Origin of the sequence: Cerasicoccus frondis, assembly GCA_031296915.1 — a bacterium.
Lineage (GTDB): Bacteria > Verrucomicrobiota > Verrucomicrobiia > Opitutales > Cerasicoccaceae > Cerasicoccus > Cerasicoccus frondis.
The window spans coordinates 108638-131746 of record JAVDPC010000009.1; the positions used below are offsets into that span (position 1 = coordinate 108638).

Consider the following 23109-nt stretch of genomic DNA (forward strand, 5'->3'; position numbering starts at 1 on the left):
GCACCGATAAGTTTAAGTAAGAGGGAAATAGAACCTTCCTACACGTTCATCCAAAAACCAACGCGCCATGACTCACGGCGACCTACCCAAACTTATCCGACTCGCCATTTTGGCCAGCAATCCGCTGAGCCTCGGTGCCCAATTGGTGTACAACGAATCGTTTCGCTATGAGTCAGCCCCAGGTTGGGAATTTCAAACGGATGGCTCCGGCAGCTCCCCTGGCGCCCGATTAACTGCGACCGCCACACCCAATGCCGCCGACCCGGAAAGTGGCGCGCCATCCATCGATGTCAACGGCAACGGCTGGTTACGGCTTGCCACCACCACCGGCAACCAAGCCAATGCAGTCGCGCTGGACACCGCAATTCCGTCTTCATCGAATACCATACGCGTGAAATTTGATTTCGCGTTTTGGAAACCGGGGACCAACCCCGCTGATGGCATCACCGTTTTCATGTGGGACGCCAGTGAATCCTTCGATCCCGGCGCCTACGGCGGCTCACTGGGCTATGCGCAGCGCACAGGAGTGGACGGCCTGGCGGGTGCATACGTAGGCGTCGGTCTCGATGTATACGGCAATTTCGCCAACGGCGAAGAAGGCCGCTCGGGCGACATTACTGGCCTGGTGCCCAACACTGTGACTGTTCGCGGCGAAGGCAGCGGCACAACCGGCTATGATTTCCTGACTGGCACCGTCTCCAACACCACCGGCGCCGCGACTTCGACATTGTTCACGAACCTCGATTTCGCCAATTCCGCTAATCGGCCAGATCAAGACGCCGCAGACTACCGGCACTTCGTTATGGAGTTGGATGAGAACGATCAACTGACCGTCTGGATGCAGTCCGGATTTGATAATTCCCTCACCCAAATCCTGCAAACCACCCTACCCGGCGTCCGCCCTGATGAGCTACGTCTCGGCTTTTCCGGAGCAACTGGCGGCTTCAACGAAGTCTACGAAATCCGAAATCTGGAAATCAGCACTTTTGGCGGCGACAACTCTTACTATTGGGATAACGAGGCTGGCGATAGTCTCTGGGGCACATCGATAAACTGGGATCAGGACACCGTGCCCACCACCTACAGTCACGTGCTCTTCACCGACGCCTTTGCTGACACGCTAACGGACCAATCCATCACCCTCGATGGCGGCGATAAAACAATCAGCAGCGCCACATTTGCCGGGGGCTCCAGCTACGAGCTCACTCCATCAGGCTCTCAATCACTGATCTTCGATACCAACGGCGTCGGCAAAAGCTACCTAAACGTGCTCAACAGCCCCACGGGCAATGCCGACCACACGATCCACACCGACATCGTCGCCAATAACGAGTTGGACATTCAAAACCTGGTCGCTCAGACGCTCACGCTCACTGGCGATATCAACACCAATGGCAATACGGTGAAATTTGAAACAGCGGGCGTCACCACGGCCAGCGGCGTCATCAGCGGCGCAGGCGCTGTGGTGACCGACGGCGAAGGCGAGACCATTTTTTACGGGGACAACACCTATACTGGCCAAACCACCATTGAGGACGGGCGCCTGCGCATTGAACACAGCAACGCGCTAGGCGCCACAGCCAACGGCGTTACTGTCGAAAACGGCGGCTCGCTCGCCCTTGCCAACAATATCAGCACCCCCAGCGGCGAGACACTTTTATTGAATGGAGTTGGAGATGGATACACTGGCGCCCTCGTCAATGCGGGTGGCGCCAACTCTTTCCAAGGCGCAATCACCTTACAAAGTCACTCCACCATCGGCGCCGAGTCGGGCACTCTCGACGTCGATGGCGCAGTCGCGGGCTCGGGCTACGACTTAACCGCCTACACCGCCGCCGGAACCGACATCGACTTCAACGGCGCCATTTCCGGCTCTGGAACGAACCTCACCAAGACTGGTGAAGGCACGGCCACGCTCAGTGTCGGCAACACCTACAGCGGCGACACAACCGTGAGCGCTGGCACACTGCGCATTGAAAACAATGGCGCCCTGGGCGACGTCGTTGGTGAAACTTACGTTTCCAGCGGGGCGACATTGGAAATGGCCAACGTGGGATCGATTAATTCCGGCGAAGAATTTTACGCCGCCGGAACCGGCGTCTCTGGGAAGGCCGCCATTTGGGCTGACTCCGGAACGAACCAGATCAACAACACCGTCACTTTAAGCGGCGGCACGACCTACATTGGCGCAGAAACCGGGGCATCTCTTGAGCTCAATGGTTCCGGTGGGAACCTCGACGGCGCTGGTCAAAATGTGGTTATTACCGGTGGCGGCACGGTCATCTACAGTGGCTCCGAGGGTACGCAAAGCGGAACGACCGAAGTCCTCAACGGCTCGACCCTGCAGCTTAATAACTCTGGCGGTCTCCTTCATGACAGCAGCGCGCTAGTCGTCGACGGCACATTCAACATGGGCGCCGCCACGAATAACGAGCTTGTCGGCTCGCTGGCTGGCAGCGGATCAGTTCTCACTCAGGGCGCGACGCTGACTGCTGGCTCCGACGACACCGACACGACCTTTTCCGGCGTCATCAGCGGCTCGGGAGACTTCGTCAAGCAAGGCGACGGCAACATGGCCTTCTCTGGCGCCAACACCTTTACCGGCTCACTCACCGTAGACGATGGAACCGTCACGATGGGCGCCAACCATGCGTTTGCCGACTCAATGAACCTCGTGCTCGAAGGCGGAACCTTCGCCGTCAACGGCTATGCAGACACGATGGATTTCATGGTCCTCAACGCCAGCTCCACCATCGATTTTCAAGGCGCTACTGGCGGCTACCTGACCTTTGCCGACATGGACCACGACCTCGGCATTCTGACGATTGACAACTGGGCAGGCAGCTTTTCCGGCAACGGAAACACGAGACTGCAAGTCCTCGACAATGAGCTCAACACCTTTGGCACAGGCCCGGGGTCACTCATCAACATCTACTTCACCGGCTACGGCGACGCCGACCTGATCAGCCTGGGCGGCGGCGTTTATGAAATCGTGCCCGACCTCTCCGGCTTTTACGAATGGACGGCTGGCAACAACGGTAACCCGAACGACTGGAACCGCAATGGCAACTGGGACGGTCCTGCTGGCTTCCCCAACAGCACTGCCGCCCGCGCCTACATCGGCACGGCTGACGCCAATCTCGACGGACGCACCATCGAGCTCAACGGCAGTCGAGTCCTCAACACACTGGTCATCGACAACGACGCCGCTTTCACCATTGCGGAGAACACGCTCATTTTCGACACACTCTTAAGCGCCCCTCTGAACCTGACGGTGCTCGGCGACAGCTCCCCCACCTTCAACAGCAACCTCGCCTTCTATGACAACGCCCTGTTCACGAACAACTCCACTGGCGTCGTCACGGTCAACGGCAACATGAACCTCGGCGACTTGCTGATAGACTCCGAAATTCGCTTCATGGGCTCAGGCACGACCGTGATCAACGGCAACATCGTCGACAGCTTCAATCAGGGCCAGGTATTCGTCGACGCCACCGGCGATGGGACGGTCGAATTCCACGGAAACAACACCTTCAGCGACGGCTTTATCCTCAACAGCGGCAATGTCCTCGTTGGCAGTAACAGCGCCCTGGGCAATGACTGGATTGCCTTCAATGGCGGGCGCGTCGCCGCCACCGGGGCCGACCGCAGTCTCAATGAAACTTACAGCATCAACGCAGACCTGATCTTTGGCAACGACGACGGCAGCGACCTCACGCTGTCCGGCGCCGGTTCCCTCTCCACCGACGTGGCCCTGACAGTCGAGAGCGGCGTCACCACCAACCTGACGGGCGTCGTCAGTGGAAACCAAGTGCTGACCAAGGAAGGCGACGGCACGCTTAACTTGACCGCCGCCAACACCTTTGACGAGCTTGTGGTCAACGATGGCGCCGCCTCCAGCTTGATCGGCGGCAACATGCTCATCGGCGGCGCCGGCACGGGAACCTCCGTCTTCGGCGACGGCGACGTCATCGTCAACTCCGGCGGAACACTCGACGCCACCGCAGGCGGCAGCATCGAGATTGGCGACAGCGCAACGCTGACCAACGCAGGCGTAGTCGACGTAACCGCTGGCGGCAGCCTCACCTTCGACGGTGACTTCACCCAAACCGCAGGCAGCGCCACATTCGACATTGGCGGCAACATCCTCACCGATGGCGCCAGCTCGGTGGCGGTCAGCGGCGGCACGGTGGACTTCATTGGCGACAGTAATTTCACGACCAGCAACGCCGGCTCCAGCATCAGCGTGACTAACGGCGCCACGATGGACATCGACCTGACCAACGGCGCCACCGGCAGTACACTGACCATCAGCCAGAACGATACGCTAACCGTCGATGGCTCAGGCTCCCTGCTCACGGTCGCCACCGACACAAACGGCTCGATCAATCTCAACGGGCAAATTGACCTCCACAACTCCGGCTACCTGACCGTCACTCAGGGCCCCACTATCTTCGGCGCCAACTCAACCTTCGACGGTGGCAACGCCGCCACTGCAGGCACGTTGGAAGTCCGCGACGACCTGACTTTCACCAGCGGAATGGACATCGGCAACGCGCCCAATATCACGCTAAACATTGCCGACGGCGACAGCACCCTGATCACCGCCGCAACTGCCAACACCAACATCGAAAACCTCGGCACGATCACCAAAACCGGCGACGGCCTGGTGACCATCGGCAGCAATTTGAATAACATTCAGGCAGGAACCATCCTCATCAACGGCGGCACCCTGCTCAACGCGACCAGCAATCAGATCGAGAACAACACCGCCATGGTTTTCGGCGACAACCTGACCGGCAGCACCACCCCCACGTGGAACGTCAATGACTCCGATGAAGTCCTTGGCACGCTCACCCTTGACGCTTCATCTCAGGTAAACCTCAACCTGGGCAGCGATGCGGGCGACGGCAGCATCGTCAAGTTTGCCGACAGCTCGGAGGTTGCCTGGAACAGCAGCGGCAGCCTGATCATTGAAGGGTGGAACGGAGAATTCGACGGCGGCGGTCTCGACCAGGTTTACATCGGCGCGGATTTATACGGGGCCACGACCGCCCAAGTCGGCCAAATATTCTTTAAAAATCCTGCCGGGCTTTCGGCAGGTATTTACGCAGCACGGATCCTACCTACGGGCGAAGTCGTGCCCTACCCAGTCCCAGAGCCCGGGACCTACGCAATGGGTGGAGCACTGATCCTTTGCCTGGCGCTATTTGAATGGCGGCGCCAGCGCAAAGGATCTACTTCGCAGGCCGCTAAGTAGACCAGTTGAGCAAGGATCATGGCCCCTGGACGACGACCAGCCCATGCCGACAATGAACCCAATGCTCGTCTTCCCTTTTTGCAAAAGAGGGAGATTAGTGTTGCATGAAGGCATCAATGCGCCGTGTTTTGGGTAAAATCGATGCGTAAACCATTACCTTCCACCGACGACCTTGCCGACCTCCGCACCCGCGCCTGGGTGGGGGACGCGGTGCTCGCGCTCTTTGCGCGGGAGTGGATTCTGGCCCAGGAGGATATCAAAGCCGCCAACCGCACCGAGGAGTTTATCCACATGACCGCCAACGACTTCCTGGGCTGCGTAGGAGAGCCGACCCGAGTCGAGGCCGGCATTGGCGACGTCTATCAGGCCGAGGGCTTGCAAGCCGCGTTTGCCCACATCGAGACAACCCTCCTGCCCCTCTATTTAAAGCAGCGTAAGAAACGCCGATAGATAAAATTTCCCACCCGAAGAAACACCCGAATGCAAGGCGGCAAGCAGGCTCCAGCGCGATGCAATCAAACGTATTTCGTTACGTTGTTACGTAAGCGTGAATTCGTGCTGGCTTTCTGGCTTTTACGGCCTTTACTACGATGGGCTTTGCCTAATGAGCGACCAAATTAAGCATGAGTGCGGCATTGCGATCGTTCGGCTGTTGAAGCCGCTGCGGTATTATCGCGACCAATACGACGACCTCCTTTACGGTTTCCAGAAGCTTTTTCTGCTGATGGAAAAGCAGCACAACCGCGGGCAGGACGGCGCTGGCATCGGCTGCGTGAAGCTCAATATGCCCCCGGGCGAGCAGTTCATGGAGCGCGAGCGCGACAACGGGCGAAACCCCATCGCCAACGTGGTCAAAAAGATCATGAAGGACTACAACAAGCAGCTCAATAAGTCCATCTTCCCTGAGTTTCCTGAGACCTTCAAAAAGCATTTTCCCTTCGGCGGCGAGGTCCTGATGGGCCACCTGCGCTACGGCACCTCCGGCGGTTACGGCAAGGGCGTCTGCCAGCCATACTTCCGCCGCAGCCCCTGGCCCACCCGCAACCTCATGCTCGCGGGCAACTTCAACATGACCAACGTTGAAGACCTGAACGCCAAGCTCATCGCCCGCGGCGCGCACCCGATTTTCAATACCGACACCCAGACCGTCCTCGAAGAAATCGGCTACCACCTCGACGAAGAACACCAGCGCCTCTACCACGAGCTGCGCGACAGCGGCGTGCCGAGCGATCAGATTGCGGCGATCATCAGCGAGCGCATGGATCTGATCAATATCCTCAAGGACGCTTCGCACGACTGGGATGGCGGTTACACCTTGGGCGGCCTCGTCGGCAACGGCGACTGCTTCGTGACCCGTGATCCTTTGGGCATTCGCCCTGCCTTCTATTTCGCCAACGAAGACGTTGTCGCCTTCGCTTCCGAGCGAGTGGCGCTCATGACGATCTTCGATCAGCACGAGGGCGACGTGAAGGAAATCGAGCCCGGCAGCGCCGTGGTCGTCAAGGCCAATGGCGAGCTGCGCGTCGGGCAGGTTCGTGAGCCCGCGCCCGACCCAGCGCCATGCTCTTTCGAGCGCATTTATTTCTCTCGCGGCAACGACCCGGAAATCTACAAGGAGCGCAAGGCCCTCGGTGGCGCGCTCTCCGACCAGATCTGCGACGCGATCGACGACGACTTCGGACACAGCGTGTTCAGCTTCATCCCGAACACCGCCGAGACCGCCTACTATGGCCTCATGGACGAGCTCCGTGTGCGCCGCCGCGAACAAGTCCGCAAGGGCTTGCTCGAAGCCCACGCCAAGGGTGAGTTTAACGAAGCGCTGCTCGACGAACTCATCATGAGCAACTGGCCGCGTGGCGAAAAGATCGCCCACAAGGACATCAAAATCCGCACCTTTATCAGCCAGGAGTCGAACCGCATCCAAATGGCGTCGCACGTTTACGACATCACTTATGGACAAATTGAAAGCGGTGTAGACAACCTGGTCTGCATCGACGACTCCATCGTCCGCGGCACCACGCTCAAGCGCTCCATCCTGCGCATTCTCTCGCGCACCGAGCCGAAGCAAATCGTCATCGCCTCAACGGCGCCGCAGATTCGCTACCCGGACTGCTATGGCATCGACATGTCTGAGCTGGGCAAATTCATCGCCTTCCAGGCGACGATTGCGCTGCTCAAAGAAACCGGCGCCGACGAGCTGATCAACGAAGTTTACCGCGACTGCCGTGCACAATCCGAAAAGCCAGTCAGCGAAATGGTCAACCACGTGAAGCGGCTTTACGACCACTTCACCGCTGAGCAAATTTCAGCGAAGATCGCTGAGTTGGTTTCGCCGAAAACCCCGGATTGGGACGGCGAAGTGAAAGTCATCTACCAGACGATTGAGAACCTCCACAAGAGCTGCCCTAACAATCATGGGGACTGGTATTTCACCGGCAACTATCCGACTCCAGGCGGCTTTGGCGTCCTCAACCGCGCCTTCATCAACTTTTACGAAAAGCGCGAAGGCCGCTCCTACTAGCAGCGTCCCGCTGCACCGGCGGATGCGTTGCATCCGGATTGGCACATTGCGCCAATGGCTTAGCAAACTGCATGAAGTAGCACAGGCGAAACCCCTGTGTGCTGAATACCAACTGACTGGAACGACACCGGCGAAGACGCCAATGTACGGCAAGCATCGACGTGTGCCTCAACGCTCAAGGCCTTGCTTGCCGCATAATGTTTTTCACGGGGGAAGCCTTGGGTTGATTGCGCATCAAACCTACACTACCTGCGTTTCAACTTAAAATAATGTTTTCAATCACGCTTTGAGTATGCACGACGTCTCCAACTAATGACGCCCAACATTGCCGCTCCCATGATCAAGGCCCATTCGGCGGGCTCAGGAACCAGGAGCAGCGGCGCGATATCGCGGAAAATGTCCGTGGGAATGTGTTCGCCGGAAAGGAGGTTGGTCAGGATGACCACGCTTTGCCCTGTTTCGGGATCAAACATCACAAGCGCCTGATAGCCCAGGTAATCACCGGTATGGCCAAGGAAGCCATCGATCTCGCCAATGCCAAGCCCATAGGAATCGTACTCCGGGCCATCACCGCCAACGGTGTTGATCATCTCCAGGCGTTCGGCCTGGATCTCGGGCGATAGCAGCGTGCCATAGGCCAATGCCTCAGCCCAAACTTTAAGGTCTGCCATATCGGAGACCATCGCGCCCGAACCCGCCGAAGAAGACGGACTGCTCAGTGTAATGTCCTCATAACCAATCTCAGCGTCAAAGACGCCATAGCCGTTGGCGTAGGGATCGGGCAAGTTGATCGTCGTCGGATATAACGTGTTGCTCAGGCCCAACGGGGCCAGGACGTTGTTGTTAATTTCGTCGGCGAGCGAGTTGCCCGTTACGGCTTCGATCACCATGCCGAGGGCGACGGTATTGGTGTTGGAGTATTGCCATTGGGCGCCAGGCGCGAAATTGGGGTCATGACTATCGGCGACATCGACCAGCTCCTGCGGCGCCCATTGACGGGTCAGGTCGTTGAAAAGCTCGTTCACGAAGGCGCCGTCGGCCGTGTAATTGTAAATGCCACTGGTCATGTTGGCTAATTGGCGCAACGTGGCGCTGCCGTTTTGAATGGTAGGCAGGTAGGCGCTGATCGGGTCGTCTAGGCTAACCTTTCCCTCATCCACCAGCTGCAACAACCGGGTGACGGTGAAGGACTTCGTGACGCTGCCAATGCGAGTATGATCGTCGACATTGATCGGCGTGCTACTGTCAAGGTCCGCAAGTCCGCGCGCGAAAACCGTGATCGGCGCATCATTTTGCCAGACGCCAACAATGATGCCCGGCACGCCCGCGTCGTCCTGATGCTGGGCGGCAATATTATAAATGTCTGACGCCAAGTCCGCGCGAATGGCAGTCGAGGCGAGCAGTAGCAGTGAAGTGAGTCCGTAGGTGCGATATAGCATAGTCAACGTTTGAAGCGATAACCCATGTCATCAATTTTGCAATTCAGACTTGGATGTATCTGCGGACGCATTTATTCCTGCTGCCATGGAATTAGTCGGCATCCTCGTCATGATCGTAATGGTGCTGGTCGCCCTTTGGGCGATAACGCTCTGCCTGCGCCTAGGCGCGAGTTGGGCGGGCATTCCCAAACGGGAAAACACGATTGGCCGCGCGTTGATCGCCATGCTGATCAGTTGGTTCGTGCTGGGTCTGCTGGGAGGCGGCGGAACGATCATCCCTGGCCTGGGCAATGCCGTGGGTGTCTTGATCAGCCTGATCATCAACGGCGCCGTTATCGGCTGGGTTTATGGCGTCACGTTTGGCAAGGGAGTGCAGATTTACGCGCTGGCGCTGGTTGCGCAAATCGTCCTTTTTGCGCTAGTGGTTGTCATCCTCGGTGTGCTGGGGATGAGCCTCTTTTCCCTTCAACCTTCGTAACAAGCCCGCAAACAGGGCGTTTTCGGTTGACCAATGGCCACGCATGGCGCTTTTTAAGCGCTTTCGTGAATTTTGAAATCTTTGGCTTTGACTTATTCACAGCCTGTGAATAACTCATGAGCAGCTCATGTCGGAGAACCTTCCATCGAAGCGAGTGCTGGTCTTGAACCGCCTCTGGCAGCCGGTCAACATTGTTGGCGTTCGGCGCGCATTTTCTTTGCTGATGCAAGACCATGCGCAAGCGCTGGACACGACCGGCGGCAATTTTCAAATGCTCGACGCCACGCAGTGGATCGAATACTCGCTGGCCAATCCACCCGAATCGGAATTCGACGCAATTCACACCGTCAAGATGCGCATCCGCATCCCGACAGTCATGCTGCTGCGCGAATACGACCGCGTGCCGACCAAGGAAATCAAGTTTAACCGCAGCAATATTTTTGAGCGCGACGACCACCAGTGCCAATACTGCGGGCATCATTACCACGAGCGCGACCTGAACCTGGACCACGTGATTCCGCGTCATCAGGGAGGCCGCACGACTTGGGAAAATATCGTGACGTCCTGTGTTCGCTGCAATACGCAGAAAGCGAACCGGATGCCGCACCAAGCTGGCATGCGCCTGCTGAAGAAGCCCGCACGCCCCAAGTGGCGTCCGTTCGTCAGCCTGGTTGAAGAGCAGGACCCGGAACCCGAGTGGCAGCACTTCATGGGTAAGTAACTTGCGCGCAAAATGCGCAAGCCCTGCCCGCAAACGGGCACGTCCAGGATTCGCCGCACCAGGCCAGGTAATTTTTTAGCGTTTACCACGCGAGCTGGAACCTTAGTAATGATTGGCAATGAGTGACTTGCCGACGCCTACGACCTCACTGAAACCTTCGGACCTCCGTGGCATCCTTGAGTATGTCCCGATGTTTCGAGGGCAGATCTTTGTCGTGGCGATCGATGGCTCCGTGGTCGACGACGACAACTTCGGCAATGTCATCACCGACCTAGCCGTCATGAAAAGCCTGCACATCCGCATTGTGCTCGTGCATGGCATTGGTCGGCAGTTGAAAACGCTTTCCGCCGAGCGCAACATCCCCATCAGCGACGCCTACGGCAGCGCGCCGACGGATGACGCAACCCTGCGCCTCGCGACTAAGGCGTCAGCCGAAGTCGGGCAAAGCGTCGTGCGGCAATTGACGCGGCACAACCTCAAGTGCGCGCTGACTAACGCCATTCGCGCCACTGAAGTCGGCGTAATCGGCGGCGTAAACCACCTCCACACCGGCAAAGTCGACAAGATCGATTTCAACCTGATTCGTGACTTGCTGGACCGCGACATCGTGCCGGTGTTCAGCCCCATCTGCTTTGACCGCGAAGGTTACCCGCTGCGCGTCAACTCCGACCTCATGGCGACGGAGTTGTCAACCGGCCTACAGGCCTCGAAACTCATTTACCTGACGCCTCATTCCGGGCTCAAAATCAAGGGCGAAACTAAAGTCAACGTGCCGCTGGACGAGTTGCAGAAAATTCTCAAAAAGAACCCCGATGATGTCGACTCCCGGTTGATCAGCAAGGCTCGCGAAGCCTGCGACGCACTCGTGGCTGGCGTGCCGCGCGCGCATATCTTGGATGGCCGCGTCTTCAGCGGTTTGCTTACCGAGATCTTCGATAAAGTTGGCCTTGGCACGATGATCCACGCCAACGACTACCAACAGATTCGCGCCGCACGCAAGAAGGACGCCCAGGGCGTGTATCAAATTCTGCGCAACGCCGCCAACCGCACCGAAGCCGTTGTCACCCGGACTCGGCAGGAGGTGGAGCAACACATTGAAGACTATTTCGTGTATGTCGTGGACGAAAGCATCATTGGTTGCTGCTGCCTGGTTCCGCTCAAAGGCTCGCGCCCGAAAGCGGTCGAGCTCGCTGGCGTCTTGGTGCAGCCCTTCTATCAAGGCAAGGGCGTGGGCAAGAAATTGACGGAATTCGCCGTCCAAGAAGCCGAGCGCCTCGGCTACAAGCGTATCATCGCCCTCAGCACACAGAGCGCGCGCTTTTTTCAGGAAGTCGCCGGCTTTAGCGAAGGCAGCCCCAAAGACTTGCCCAAAGCCCGCCGCGAAAAGTACGAAAGCACCAAACGCGCCAGCAAAGTACTGCTTCGCGATCTCGGCTAATCTCGCCATGTGGGACCAACGTTTCAGTGAACCAGAGTTTGCCTACGGCAAACAGGCCAACGATTTTCTGCGCGAGGAATTTCGCCGGATTCCCACAGGCGGGCGAGTGCTCTGCTTAGCCGAAGGTCAGGGACGCAACGCAGTTTTCCTGGCAAAGCAAGGCTATCAGGTGACGGCGCTGGACTTATCTCCTGTCGGCCTGACGCGCGCCGCCGAGCTTGCCTGCGAAAACGAAGTCGCCATCGAAACACTCGTGGCGGATTTGGCGGTGCACGATCTTGGCGAAGACTGGGACGGCATTATTTGCATCTTCGGGCACACCCCTCCCCCCGTCCGCAAGCGAGTCCATTCCCAAATCGCCAATGCGCTGACCGCAGGGGGCGTTTACATTCTGGAATGCTACACGCCCAAGCAGCATGCAATGCCTGGGCGCGGCGGACCCCCGCCGGAAATGAAAGAGTTCCTGATGACGCTGGCGGAATTAAAGGAGGAGCTTGCTCAACTGGACTTGGTGATTAGCCGCGAGGTTGAACGAGAAATCAACGAAGGGGCCTACCATCAGGGCCTCAGCGCAACCGTGCAAGTCGTCTCGCAAAAACCTGCGTAGCCGCTCACTGCTCGCGGGAAGTCCTGTAATGTCGCGGCACGCGCTTGGTGATCGAGCAGAAAATTTCCCAAGGAATGTTGTGACACCAGTGCGCAAACTCCTCCACGGTGATCGTCGCCAACTGAGGCTGCCGACGGTCGGGCTCACATAGATGCTCGGGCAAAGGCTGAGCGCCGATCATCGTGGCGACATCGCCAGGAGTCGCCTCCGGCAAGTCCGTGACGTCCACGATGGTCTGGTCCATCGTCACCCGTCCCAACACGGGGCAACGCTGCCCGCGAATGAGCACTTCGGCGCGGTTGCTGGCCGTGGTGGGAATGCCATCGCCATACCCCGCCGTCAGCACAGCCAGCCGACTCCGTCTACGCAACCGGTGAGTCTGTGAGTAGCTGATCGGCACGCCCGAAGGCAGCTCTTTAATAATGCTGACCCGTGCGTGAAAACTCAGCACCGGCTCCGGCTTGATGCGGTCCAGCAAAGATCCACGATACGGCGCATGGCCAAACTGCAAAAGCCCCACGCGAACGGCGTTGAACGGGCTGTCGGGCGCCAACGTGTCAAGGCCAGCACTGTTGTCAGCATGGATGAGTAATTTCTGATCCGCCAGCTCGGGCAACTTGTCCAAGACCTGCAAGAAGCGCTTACGCTGGAGCGCAGTGTATTCCGGATCACTATCCGCACTGGAAAAGTGTGTAAACACCCCTTCAAGCGCGATATGCCGGGCTGCGGCGATGGCCTCGAACACCGGCCTGACTTCCGTGTGCCAAATGCCAAGGCGTCCCATGCCAGTATCGACTTTCAGGTGCACCCGGACTGGGCTCTTGCGCTTGCGACCGAGCTTGTTCAGCCGCTCAATTTCCTCAATCGTCGAAACCGTCGCGACGAGATCATAGTCCAGCAAATACGCCTCCTCCTCTGGAAGCACTGCGCCCAGGACCAGTATCGGCCAGCCAGCGCCAATTTCCCTCAGTTCGGCCGCTTCATAAACGTTGGCCACCGCAAAAGCGTCGGCTCCACTCTGCATGAGACGCGCCACGGTCTGAGGCATGCCGTGACCATACGCATCGGCCTTCACCACCGCCACGTAGCGGATGTGCGAGGGCAACGCAGCGCGGATCTTTCCGAGGTTGCGCTCCAGAGCAGCTAGGTCAATTTCCGCCCAGCAACGATGCGAAGAGCCATTCATTGAAAGAAAGTCTTGATGAAAAAACGTTGTTGGTGAACCGTTATTTTCAGGGAACGAATCTAGACATGGCTCAATGCGCCAGCGTCGATGTCCGCCCGGCAGCCAAAGGGAGCCTGGGCAATGTCTGCCAAAGAGATTTCACCAGCGGACAACTTGAGACGAAGCTCTGAGTCGAAGGTCTCTGAATGCTCTTGGGCTAGCGCCTCGCGCCATGGCAAATACTCGGCGCCCGCATTCAACGTCGCGGCGGTCGCAGAGACCGAATCGAGCCCCAGCGCCATGGTCACGGAAAGCTCAGCCAACTGCGCCAGCGGCAAATCAAAGCTCAACGGCCCGCCTGCCAACGTCCATTTGCCAATCGGCTCCCGGTCCCGACGAGCCCCCAAAAGACAGGCGTCAACAAGACTAGGAATGACGCCTCGCGCCGGTCGGCAAACCGTGCCCGCATAGCCCCACTCCAGCGCACGGGCGCAAGCGCCGGGACTGTCATCGGACTCGTCTATCACAATGGGCGGGCGATCCGGCCACTCCGCGAAAAGCGCGACGGCGGCATTGGTCAGTGAGGCTTCCTTCGGAAAAGGCTGCTCGATGTATGCAATGCTCCGGCTCAATTTTCTCAACTCATTGACCGGCTTCATTCCGGAAACAAGCGCAAGCAAATCACTAGTCTGCGTAAAGGCGCCGTTACCTTCCAAACTGATCGAATAGCGTCCATTGATGCCGTCTAAAACCTCCGCAACCGAAATCAAGCGCACGAGATCCGCCGAAGGTTGCCCGGACAAACCAATGCTGAATTGGCGGACCCCATTCCGGACCGCAGCCTCCACCTCGGCCATAGGCATTCCTTCCGAAACAGCAAACTGCACCTTGAGCGAATCGGTCTTGACTGGCTCCAGAAGCTCCTGAGGCTGCCGCCCCTTCAGAGGCCGACATAGCTTTCCGAGTTCGACCTTGAAGTCGTTGTCCCTCAGGCAGTTCGCAAATGGTTTGGACAGCGACCGGCAAAAGCCGTCCATCAGCGCACGCTCGATCAGCGCCAAACCAAAGGCCGCCGCCTGCGCAGGCTTCTCATTGGTTTTTTGCCAAGAGTATAGCGCATCGCGCAACTGTAGCCAAAAGCTGAAAACGCTGCCTGCACGCACCTCAGTCGCCAGTCGGGCGGCCTGCTGAGCAGCCTGAAGATATTCTGGCTCATCAGCTGGAGGGCGGATGACGGCGCAACTACGCGCAGCACGCCCCTCGCCCAATGTAAAAGTTAAAAAACAGATCAGGGCAGTTTCGTCGGGGGTATTGAACCGGTTTATGGAAGAGCGTCGGACACGGATCATGGGGCGGTTCTACGTTGCCACTGCGCCTGCGCCAAGCGCAAACGATCAGCTAAGTTCCACTAAAGGCACAATCGGCAAACGGCGATTGAGACGGCAAATCAGGCAAAACAAATTAAAGCGCCACCAAAGGCCGAAATCCAGATTGGTATGCCCGGCGATGACCGCATTGACTGCGGCAAACATCTGGCAGCGGTTCGATGGGCTCATGAAAACCGATATCCCATGCGGATCGTAAAACAGGCTGACCAACCGACGCATCACGGCGACATTCTTACTCAAACGGCGATGGTATGCTTGCTGCTCGGCAGGCGTAAGTCGCCTGGCGGCTCGAGCCTGCCCGCTTAATAATTCCACCACGTGTTCGGCGGACGCAAACGCCAAAAAAATTCCCGAAGAAAAGACTGGGTCCAAAAAACAGGCCGCATCGCCAAGCAAAAACCAATTCTCACCAGCAAACTGCGGCTGCCGAAACGAGTAATCCGCCTCTACCCGGAAATGCCCGACTGATTCGGCGCCCGCCATCCAATCGCGCATGAATGAATTGGACTCTACTTGCTCTTGAAAAATTTCCTCAGGACGCTTGCGGCTGGCGTTACCCATCGTCACCAGACCAACCGAAGTGCGTTCGTCATCAATTGGGATCGACCAAAACCAACCATCGGGCACGCGCACCACGGTGATATTACCCGCCTCACGTCCAGCTCTACGCCTAACGCCTCGAAAGTGGCTGTAGACCGCAAAGCGCTTGGGCAAGTCATCATAGCCAGATGGTTTTAAGCCGAGATGTCGTGGGAGAATCCCTCCCCTCCCCGTGCCGTCAAGCAACCAGTTTGCCTGGGCATTGTCTCCGGTGGAGAGTTGTGCGATCCATCCGCCTTGTTCCTGCGAGAGCGAATTAATCGCCACTGGTTGCCGAACGTCACAGCCGACTTCGATGGCGCGATCACGCAATAACTGATCGAAGCGTGAGCGCTCCACCTCGTAAGTAAATTCATAGCCTGGCACGTAGCCGTTGGCAAAGACGTTGTGCACCATCTGCGAGCCATCGCCATACAAGAACTCCGCACCGTATTTTCGCAGAAAGCCAAGCTCATCCATACGCTCCCAGACACCCAGCTTTTTCAGCATTCGGTTTACGGCGGGGATGAGGGACTCGCCAACATGAAAACGAGGATATGCCTGCTTCTCAACGATCAATACACGATGGCCAGCCTGCGCCAACAAAATGCCCGCTGCCGCTCCTGCGGGTCCAGCTCCAGCGATCAGGCAATCATAACGGGCATCGGGCATAGAAAGCAGGGTTGCGTGGTTGCCCCATTAGGTCAAGGCGGCCGGCCATGATAGTTCGACCTCCACCAGCAGTTCGCTGCGGCAAATATCGGAACGCACAATGTTGATGCGATCTTCAGAGCTCCAAGCATGCCCCTTAATCCAAGACATTACCGCCTCGGCGTCTTCAGCATGACGCACATAAGCGCGGGCGGATGCAGGGCCGACTTGCGAAATATCCTGCCCGAGGGAGCCAACGCTTTCGGCAATGATACGATCCAGGTTTTCGCCGGTTATTTCCAATTGGCCGTGCAAATCACCCTCAGCGATGCTGTCGGAACCGCGCACCGAGGCCGTACCTGAAATATACAACGCAGGCGACTCACCGGGCACGTAGGAAGAACGGCTAAAACTTGGCGCGCGGGGACCATAGCGCAACGGGTAATTATACGCTGGCTCCTGTAGCGGATTCTCCTGGTGGAGCGCCCGGCGATGGGTCGCCATGCCGATCACCACCAGAAATGTTCCGTCAATGCCCACCGCAGATGCCGAACAGAACGATTCATTTGCGCGGGCGCCAAACTGCTCAACAAACGCATCATGCCGCCCCACACAAAAAGCACGGTAGTTTTCCAGGCCCTCGACATGCTCATTGATCGCGGGCACGAAATTCCAAAAGCGCACCATTTGCGCATCTGAAAAATCGGCGAGCATACGCTGGTACAGGCCCTCGACATTCTGTGCCAATGAATTGCCAACGGGCACGCAGTAGGCTGAGGTCAGCCAGCCGTTGCTTTCGGCCAGGAAATGCTCCGACGAGCGCTCGAATACATCCAGCTCCCCCTGACAAATCGTCTCATGACCAGGCCCCAACAGTAAAGGCGTCGCCAAAAAAATCTGACCATTATCAGGGTCCAGCCCTGACTCCTTTGCTCCAAAAACAACCCGAACGGGCATAACTGCATCAGGGGTTTAACGTGTCGATTGCATTCGCGACAAAGCGCAGGTGGCAGAGTTTTGACTTCGAAGGTCTAAAGTGAAAAGTCATCTGACAGAAAGCAGGCATAGCAGTATGTTGATTCATCAAAGCAGTCGGTAACCAAGTTATTTCTCGGCAGTGTATTCACTAAAACAGCCCAACAATAAACTGTGTTTAGGCTCGGAAAAACCTGCACTACGCATGGCCTGGAGCACTTCAGGCGTAGGAGCCATTTGGTCCATCGTATCCCAATAATAGGCCATTAAATAACGTGCAGATTCACTTCCGGTGAAAAGCTTCGTTAAGGTCGGCAAAATGTGCTTAAAATACAGTTTAAAGAATACCCGACCAATCAGACTCGGGGGCATTGTCACGTCCATGATCAACACCTTGCCGCCAGGCTTCAAGCAACGGTGAAACTCACGAAAAGCCTGCTCCAATTCATCAACGTGTCGCAGGGCAAAGCCCATCGTCAGGAAGTCAAAATATTCATTGGGCACGGGCATGGCGTCTGCGCCAGCCTGAACATGCTCGCAGTTGAGTAGCTTTCGTGATTCAGCGATCATTCCAGCACTCGGCTCCAGGCAGGTGATGTCGCTTTCGCGCTCAACGCCAATCACATCACGAACCGCACGGGCGGTCGGCCCAGTGCCAGCGGCCACGTCGAGCACCTTCATGCCCGGCTTGAGTCCGTTCTTTTTTAATGTCCAGACACGATAATTATGCCCGGTGCCAAACCAACCCCATTTCGCAATGCCCTCATAGTGGGGCGCCGCATCATCAAAGACCTTACGCAAAAAGCCCTGCTTCTCCTCCAGTGAAGCATAGTGGTCGGTCAATTCGGGGTGCGGCTGCATGGCGATCAGTCAGCAAGAATGGCCCCAACACGGCAACGCAAAAAATCAATCATGGACAGGGGGATTTCTCGCTTTCAGAAATATTAGAACTCCATTCGACGCTTGCGCAGCAACCGCTCAAACAGATCCAGGTAGCGACTGGCGTTGTCGCCGGACTCAAATTTCTTCACCGCAAACTCACGGCCACGCTCGCTCATTTCAGCCCGCAGATTCGCATCATCCACCAGGGCGCCAAGCTTCTCGCGAAAAGCGCCGGAGTCATTCAACGAAACAGCGTAGCCACTCACATCCGGTAAAAAGCATTCACGGACACCACCCGTACAATAAGCGACTACGGGCAGCCCACACCATTGCGCCTCAACCAGTGCATTGGGCTGAGACTCAGCCTGCGAAGCAAATACCGCCACATCCGCGCCAGCCAACAAAGGATACGGATCGGGCACATTGCCCCAAAAAGTCACGCGATCCGCCAAACCAAGATCGCGCGCCGTATTCTCGCACTCACGGCGCGTCACGCCCTCCCCCACCAGCCAGAGACGCCAATCTTCCTGCGGACGATAGTTGGCCAATGCGTGAAGGAGTTCAGCCTGTCCTTTGCCCGGGCGAAATGCCGCCACTTTGATAAAAACCGGGGCCGAACCTACCTCCATTTCCTCACGAATTGCAGCGCGATGGCTCGCCCGAAGTTTCCAGTCCCAATTCCGCCCAACGGCATTGGGCGCCACGAGCACGCGGTCATGCGCCACACCGATGCGCAACGCACGGTCCGCTGTCCATTGCGAATTGCAGACCACGGCATCGTCGAGGCAAAGACTGCGCTCGTAGTGATGAGGTATCGGATTACCCGTTCGCAAAGTCCCCACGACCACGGCTTCGGGCACACGCTCTTTGATGCGCAGACCGCGACAATTAGCCACCTTGCCCATCAGCAAAATGATGTCCGGCACCTCGGAACGAAGCGTTGTCGTTAGCCCAGGCGTCCAAATATTACAGTGAGTGTCGATAGGCTGCAACGCGATGTGCCGCGCCCGTAGATTTTGACTCAAAGGCCCCTTGGGACGACAGGTGATGACGACCGAATCGTGCCCTGCATCGGCAAAGCAATTTCCCAAGTGCACCGTGTGTTTCTCCGTACCGCCGGTACGAAGCCAGTCCTGAACGATCGCGATCTTCACAGCTTGTAATAGGCGCGCATGACGCGTTCGACCAAGTTCCAGCTCCCCAAACGTGAAAGGAACGGCGCGATCACTGCCTGAAATAAATCACCACTACGCACCACCCCACTTTTTTCTCGTTGCAGTGCGGCGCGAAGATCGCGTGCTGCGCGACGCGGATCAGGCGCCGCATTCAGGTGTTTTTCATGGCTAACCCAAGCCTGCTCCTCACGCTCGTTACTGAAATCCTCGGCACGCTTGGAAGCGTTGTTAAACGCAGTCTTATAGTCGCCAGGTTGAAAATCGATCACGGTCACTCCGCTACCGATGCACTCCGTCTGCAAGCTGCGCGTGAAGTTCGACAACCCCGCCTTAGCTGCATTATAGAGGCTGAAATACGGCAGTGGAAAATCCCGCGCCAGCGAAGCCACGTTGACGATTGCCCCGCCTCCACGCGCCATCAAGTGTGGGTAAACCTGATGGCAAAGCGCCACTGGCCCATGCAGCAATACGCGCAACTGATCGCCAATGTCATTGGGAGACATTTCCTCAAAGGCCCCAAAAACGCCGTTGCCCGCATTGTTTACGAGGATGTCCAACTCAGGAAACAGTGGATTCATCCCACGCATAAACGCTTCCATGCTGCGACCATCGGCGAGATCCAGTGCGAGGGGATGCAACTGATCGTGCATCGGCAAGCGCTGGGCGTCACGACTCGTAGCCCAAACTTCGACGCCCTCGGCCAATAACATTTCCGCAAAGGCGCGCCCCAGCCCCGAACTCGCGCCCGTGACCAACGCCGTGCGATATCTTTGCGACAAAGGTTGCATAAAGAGGCCATGTTCCCAAAGTTTTGGAGTTGGTCAATCGCGATGTCGTCACCTGCTACTACGCCAGTCCTACTGATCACCCACGAATATTATCCGAAACGCGGGGGCATCGCGACGTACGCAGAGGAAATGGCGCTCGCCGCAAAGCAGGCAGGTTATCAAATTTCCGTGTGGGCCTCGAACCGCAACGGACTCCTCGACCGCAGTCCACCATACCCACTCCACCCAATTCCCAATATTGGCAGCCTCGGCTGGACTTGCCGTCATGCAACTGCGACCATGATGCGCACCCATCGGACTGAAGTAGAACGCAGCATCGTCTACTTACCTGAGCCCGGGCCCATCTTCACGATGATGTATGCGCCACTGCTGTTTCTGCCCAAGCCCAAGGCGCTGGCGCTCACACTTCACGGCACTGAAATTCTTCGTTTCGCCAGCTCACCTCATCGCAGATTTCTCTTCAATCGGTTACTGAGGCGCGCGGACCGCATCGGCGTTGTCTCCAATTATAATCGTGAATTGTTGTTGGAAAAATTTCCCGCAACCAATCCGGCTAAAATAAAAGTCGTTCCCGGCGCGCTCAGACACGATTTTGAAAACCCGCCAGATCGTAAGCGCGACCGCCTGTATTCGCGGGTCCGGATCATCACCGTCGGGCGCATACACCCGCGTAAGGGCCAGCATTTCGTCATGGAAGCACTCGCCCGACTTCCGGAAAATTTGCGCTCACAGGTAGAATACCAAATCGTGGGCCCCGTCGTGAAAGGCGGATTGGCTTATGTCGAGCAGCTCCGCCAAACAGCGGACGACTGTGGCGTGCCGGTTGAATTTGTCGGAGAAGTTGAGGATGATGAATTGCCACAAATTTACGCCGATGCCGATATTTTCGCGATGACCAGCATTCAAAGCGGCATCAGCATCGAAGGTTTTGGGTTGGTCTACCTTGAAGCCGCAGCCTGCGGTTTGCCCGTTGTCGCGCATGATACCGGTGGCGTCGCCGAAGCCGTCCGCCATGACCAAAGCGGCATCGTGATCAAGCCCGGTGACACCGAAGCGCTCGTTTCTGCATTCACGCGCTTACTCGAATCCCCGCAACTACGGGAAGAAATGGCCAACGCCGGCAAAGCCCGAGCTAAAGAACTTTCCTGGCGCGCCAATGTCGACGCTCACTTCGGCGAGCTATGAGCTTCGTAAATCGGTAAGCCGGTCGAAGCGACGCGCATCAGTCGCAAAGTCCATGTGCATCAGCCTTCCAACTCGCTTTTCAATGTGTCCAGCTCTTCCCAACGCTCATATTTTTCCAAGAGCAGCGTTTCAAGCTCCTCCAAGCGAGCCTGAGTTTGAGCTAATTTATTTGCATCTTGATAAGTCGAGGCCTCCCCCAATTTCTCGGCCAACGCTGACTGCTCTGCCTCCAATTTTTCAATTTCTCCTGGCAACGCCTCCCACTCCCAGCGTTCACGATTTAAAAACTTGCGCGGTTTGGGCGTCTTGCCTTTCGGAGGTGTAGACTCCTTTGCTTTCGTAGTCGTGGCAGCTGTTGCCTTTTTCTTTTTGATCGTCAGATAATCACTGTAACCACCGACCATTTGTTGAACCACGCCATCGCCCTCTAACACAAACAGTTCAGTGACGACATTATCTAAAAACGCACGGTCATGGCTCACCAAAAGCAACGTGCCGGAGTAGTCCAGCAATCGCTCTTCAAGTAATTCCAACGTTTCCAAATCCAAGTCATTGGTGGGCTCATCCATCACGAGCACATTGAATGGCTTCGTGAACAGACGCGCCAAAAGCAGGCGGTTGCGCTCTCCACCCGACAGCACTTTCACTTGCCCACGCGCGCGATCAGGCGAGAAAAGAAAGTCTCCCAGATAGCCCATGACGTGACGACGCTGCCCGTTGATCGTCACCGTATCGAGCCCACCTGCAATCGCATCGACCACCATCATTTCCGGGTCCAACGCTTCCCGCAACTGATCGAAGTACGCAATTTCCAAGTTCGAACCATGCTTCACCCAGCCAGCCTGCGGTTGCAGTTTTCCCAGCAAAAGCTTCACCAAGGTGGATTTACCAGCGCCATTGGTTCCCACGATCCCAACCTTATCGCCGCGTCGTATCAGTGTCGTGAAGTCACGGATGATCGGGCGATTATCATAGCTAAATGTAGCGCCTTCCGTCGAGATAACCTTGAGTCCGGAACGATCCGCCTCCTCCATCGCCAGATTAACCTGGCCCTGACGTTCACGGCGACCGCGATGCTCTTCACGCATTTTCAGCAAGGATCGCACCCGTCCTTCATTTCTGGTTCGACGCGCCTCAATACCCCGGCGTATCCACACTTCTTCCTTGGCGAGTTTTTTATCAAACTCCGCCCATTGCCGCGCCTCAGCCTGTAGCCAAGCCTCTTTGCGCTCTAAATAAGTTTGGTAATCGCAATCCCAACTGATTAATACGCCGCGCTCCAAGTCGAGGATACGCGTGGCCAGGTTTTGCAAAAACGCACGGTCGTGCGTGATAAACAACAAGGCGCCCCGATACTTCGGCAGAAAATTTTCCATCCAGCCAATCGCATCGACATCCATGTGATTCGTCGGTTCGTCCAACAATAACACCCCTGGCTCCAGCACTAGACAACACGCGAGCAAGACCCGGCGTTTCATGCCAGCAGATAACGATTCAAAGGCAACATCGCTGTCCAACTCCATGTCGGCCAACAGTCGATCTACGCGCGCATCACGCTCCCATTGCTCAAGTTGCTCTCCATCCAACGCACCATCGACAACCGAACGAATTGAGCCGGTCACATCAATCGACGCCTCCTGATCAAGCATTGCTACCCGAGTGCCTGCAGGCGTGTAGACTTCGCCTTCGTCGGGCGTGATCCGCCCGCCAAGCACCTTGAGCAACGATGACTTACCAGCGCCATTACGCCCCACCAGACACACGCGCTCCCCTTCACGGACTTCGAACGAAGCGCCGTCAACCAAAGCAGGTCCACCAAAGGCCAAGGATACATTACGAACATGCAGCATAAAGAGC

At 57.0% G+C, this 23109-nt stretch carries 17 protein-coding genes; 8 read left to right on the forward strand and 9 right to left on the reverse strand.

Annotation, left to right across the window (positions count from 1 at the left end):
* Positions 1–67 precede the first annotated feature (67 nt).
* From RBB63_RS09430 to RBB63_RS09440, 3 genes are all read left to right on the forward strand, one after another.
* Positions 68–5260: a beta strand repeat-containing protein gene (locus tag RBB63_RS09430; protein ID WP_309383474.1), complete on the forward strand. Its 5193-nt coding sequence runs from the start codon at positions 68–70 to the stop codon at positions 5258–5260.
* 141 nt (positions 5261–5401) lie between these two features.
* Positions 5402–5710, forward strand: a complete 309-nt coding sequence (locus RBB63_RS09435) for a hypothetical protein (protein ID WP_309383476.1) — start codon at positions 5402–5404, stop codon at positions 5708–5710.
* Positions 5711–5864: 154 nt separating this feature from the next.
* On the forward strand, positions 5865–7781 hold the full coding sequence (locus tag RBB63_RS09440; RefSeq protein ID WP_309383478.1) for an amidophosphoribosyltransferase: 1917 nt from the start codon (positions 5865–5867) through the stop codon (positions 7779–7781).
* Between the two features lie 275 nt (positions 7782–8056).
* On the opposite strand, the gene RBB63_RS09445 is transcribed toward RBB63_RS09440, so the two are convergent.
* A complete protein-coding gene (locus RBB63_RS09445) occupies positions 8057–9220 on the reverse strand; it encodes a serine hydrolase domain-containing protein (protein ID WP_309383480.1) in 1164 nt (387 codons plus the stop codon).
* Positions 9221–9305: 85 nt separating this feature from the next.
* Between RBB63_RS09445 and RBB63_RS09450 the strand changes: the two genes are divergently transcribed.
* The 4 genes from RBB63_RS09450 to RBB63_RS09465 all read left to right on the forward strand — a co-directional run bounded on the left by RBB63_RS09450 (position 9306) and on the right by RBB63_RS09465 (position 12464).
* Positions 9306–9698 (forward strand): hypothetical protein, encoded by a 393-nt coding sequence (locus RBB63_RS09450; protein ID WP_309383482.1) that lies wholly within the window; start codon positions 9306–9308, stop codon positions 9696–9698.
* A 127-nt stretch (positions 9699–9825) separates the two neighbouring features.
* Positions 9826–10419, forward strand: a complete 594-nt coding sequence (locus RBB63_RS09455) for an HNH endonuclease (RefSeq protein ID WP_309383484.1) — start codon at positions 9826–9828, stop codon at positions 10417–10419.
* Positions 10420–10537: 118 nt separating this feature from the next.
* Complete coding sequence (gene argA, locus RBB63_RS09460) at positions 10538–11857, forward strand: amino-acid N-acetyltransferase (protein ID WP_309383487.1); 1320 nt, start codon at positions 10538–10540, stop codon at positions 11855–11857.
* A gap of 7 nt (positions 11858–11864) precedes the next feature.
* On the forward strand, positions 11865–12464 hold the full coding sequence (locus RBB63_RS09465; protein WP_309383489.1) for a class I SAM-dependent methyltransferase: 600 nt from the start codon (positions 11865–11867) through the stop codon (positions 12462–12464).
* Positions 12465–12468: 4 nt separating this feature from the next.
* Here the strand turns inward: RBB63_RS09465 and alr are convergent, their stop codons facing one another.
* The 7 genes from alr to RBB63_RS09500 form a co-directional block, all read right to left on the reverse strand.
* A complete protein-coding gene (gene alr / locus RBB63_RS09470) occupies positions 12469–13650 on the reverse strand; it encodes an alanine racemase (protein WP_309383491.1) in 1182 nt (393 codons plus the stop codon).
* Positions 13651–13709: 59 nt separating this feature from the next.
* Positions 13710–14978 (reverse strand): enolase-like domain-containing protein, encoded by a 1269-nt coding sequence (locus RBB63_RS09475; RefSeq protein ID WP_309383493.1) that lies wholly within the window; start codon positions 14976–14978, stop codon positions 13710–13712.
* A 45-nt stretch (positions 14979–15023) separates the two neighbouring features.
* Positions 15024–16268 (reverse strand): NAD(P)/FAD-dependent oxidoreductase, encoded by a 1245-nt coding sequence (locus tag RBB63_RS09480; RefSeq protein ID WP_309383495.1) that lies wholly within the window; start codon positions 16266–16268, stop codon positions 15024–15026.
* A gap of 27 nt (positions 16269–16295) precedes the next feature.
* Complete coding sequence (locus RBB63_RS09485; protein ID WP_309383497.1) at positions 16296–17204, reverse strand: chorismate transformation FkbO/Hyg5 family protein; 909 nt, start codon at positions 17202–17204, stop codon at positions 16296–16298.
* A gap of 147 nt (positions 17205–17351) precedes the next feature.
* Complete coding sequence (locus tag RBB63_RS09490) at positions 17352–18083, reverse strand: class I SAM-dependent methyltransferase (protein ID WP_309383499.1); 732 nt, start codon at positions 18081–18083, stop codon at positions 17352–17354.
* Positions 18084–18166: 83 nt separating this feature from the next.
* On the reverse strand, positions 18167–19258 hold the full coding sequence (locus tag RBB63_RS09495; RefSeq protein WP_309383504.1) for a glycosyltransferase: 1092 nt from the start codon (positions 19256–19258) through the stop codon (positions 18167–18169).
* Positions 19255–20067, reverse strand: a complete 813-nt coding sequence (locus tag RBB63_RS09500; RefSeq protein WP_309383511.1) for an SDR family NAD(P)-dependent oxidoreductase — start codon at positions 20065–20067, stop codon at positions 19255–19257. The genes RBB63_RS09495 and RBB63_RS09500 overlap by 4 nt, the downstream gene beginning before the upstream one ends.
* Positions 20068–20076: 9 nt before the next feature.
* Here RBB63_RS09500 and RBB63_RS09505 point away from each other — a divergent pair, with 9 nt between their 5' ends.
* Positions 20077–21252, forward strand: a complete 1176-nt coding sequence (locus RBB63_RS09505; protein ID WP_309383515.1) for a glycosyltransferase family 4 protein — start codon at positions 20077–20079, stop codon at positions 21250–21252.
* A 59-nt stretch (positions 21253–21311) separates the two neighbouring features.
* Here RBB63_RS09505 and RBB63_RS09510 read toward each other — a convergent pair whose 3' ends face one another.
* On the reverse strand, positions 21312–23102 hold the full coding sequence (locus RBB63_RS09510; RefSeq protein ID WP_309383520.1) for an ATP-binding cassette domain-containing protein: 1791 nt from the start codon (positions 23100–23102) through the stop codon (positions 21312–21314).
* Positions 23103–23109: the final 7 nt, after the last annotated feature.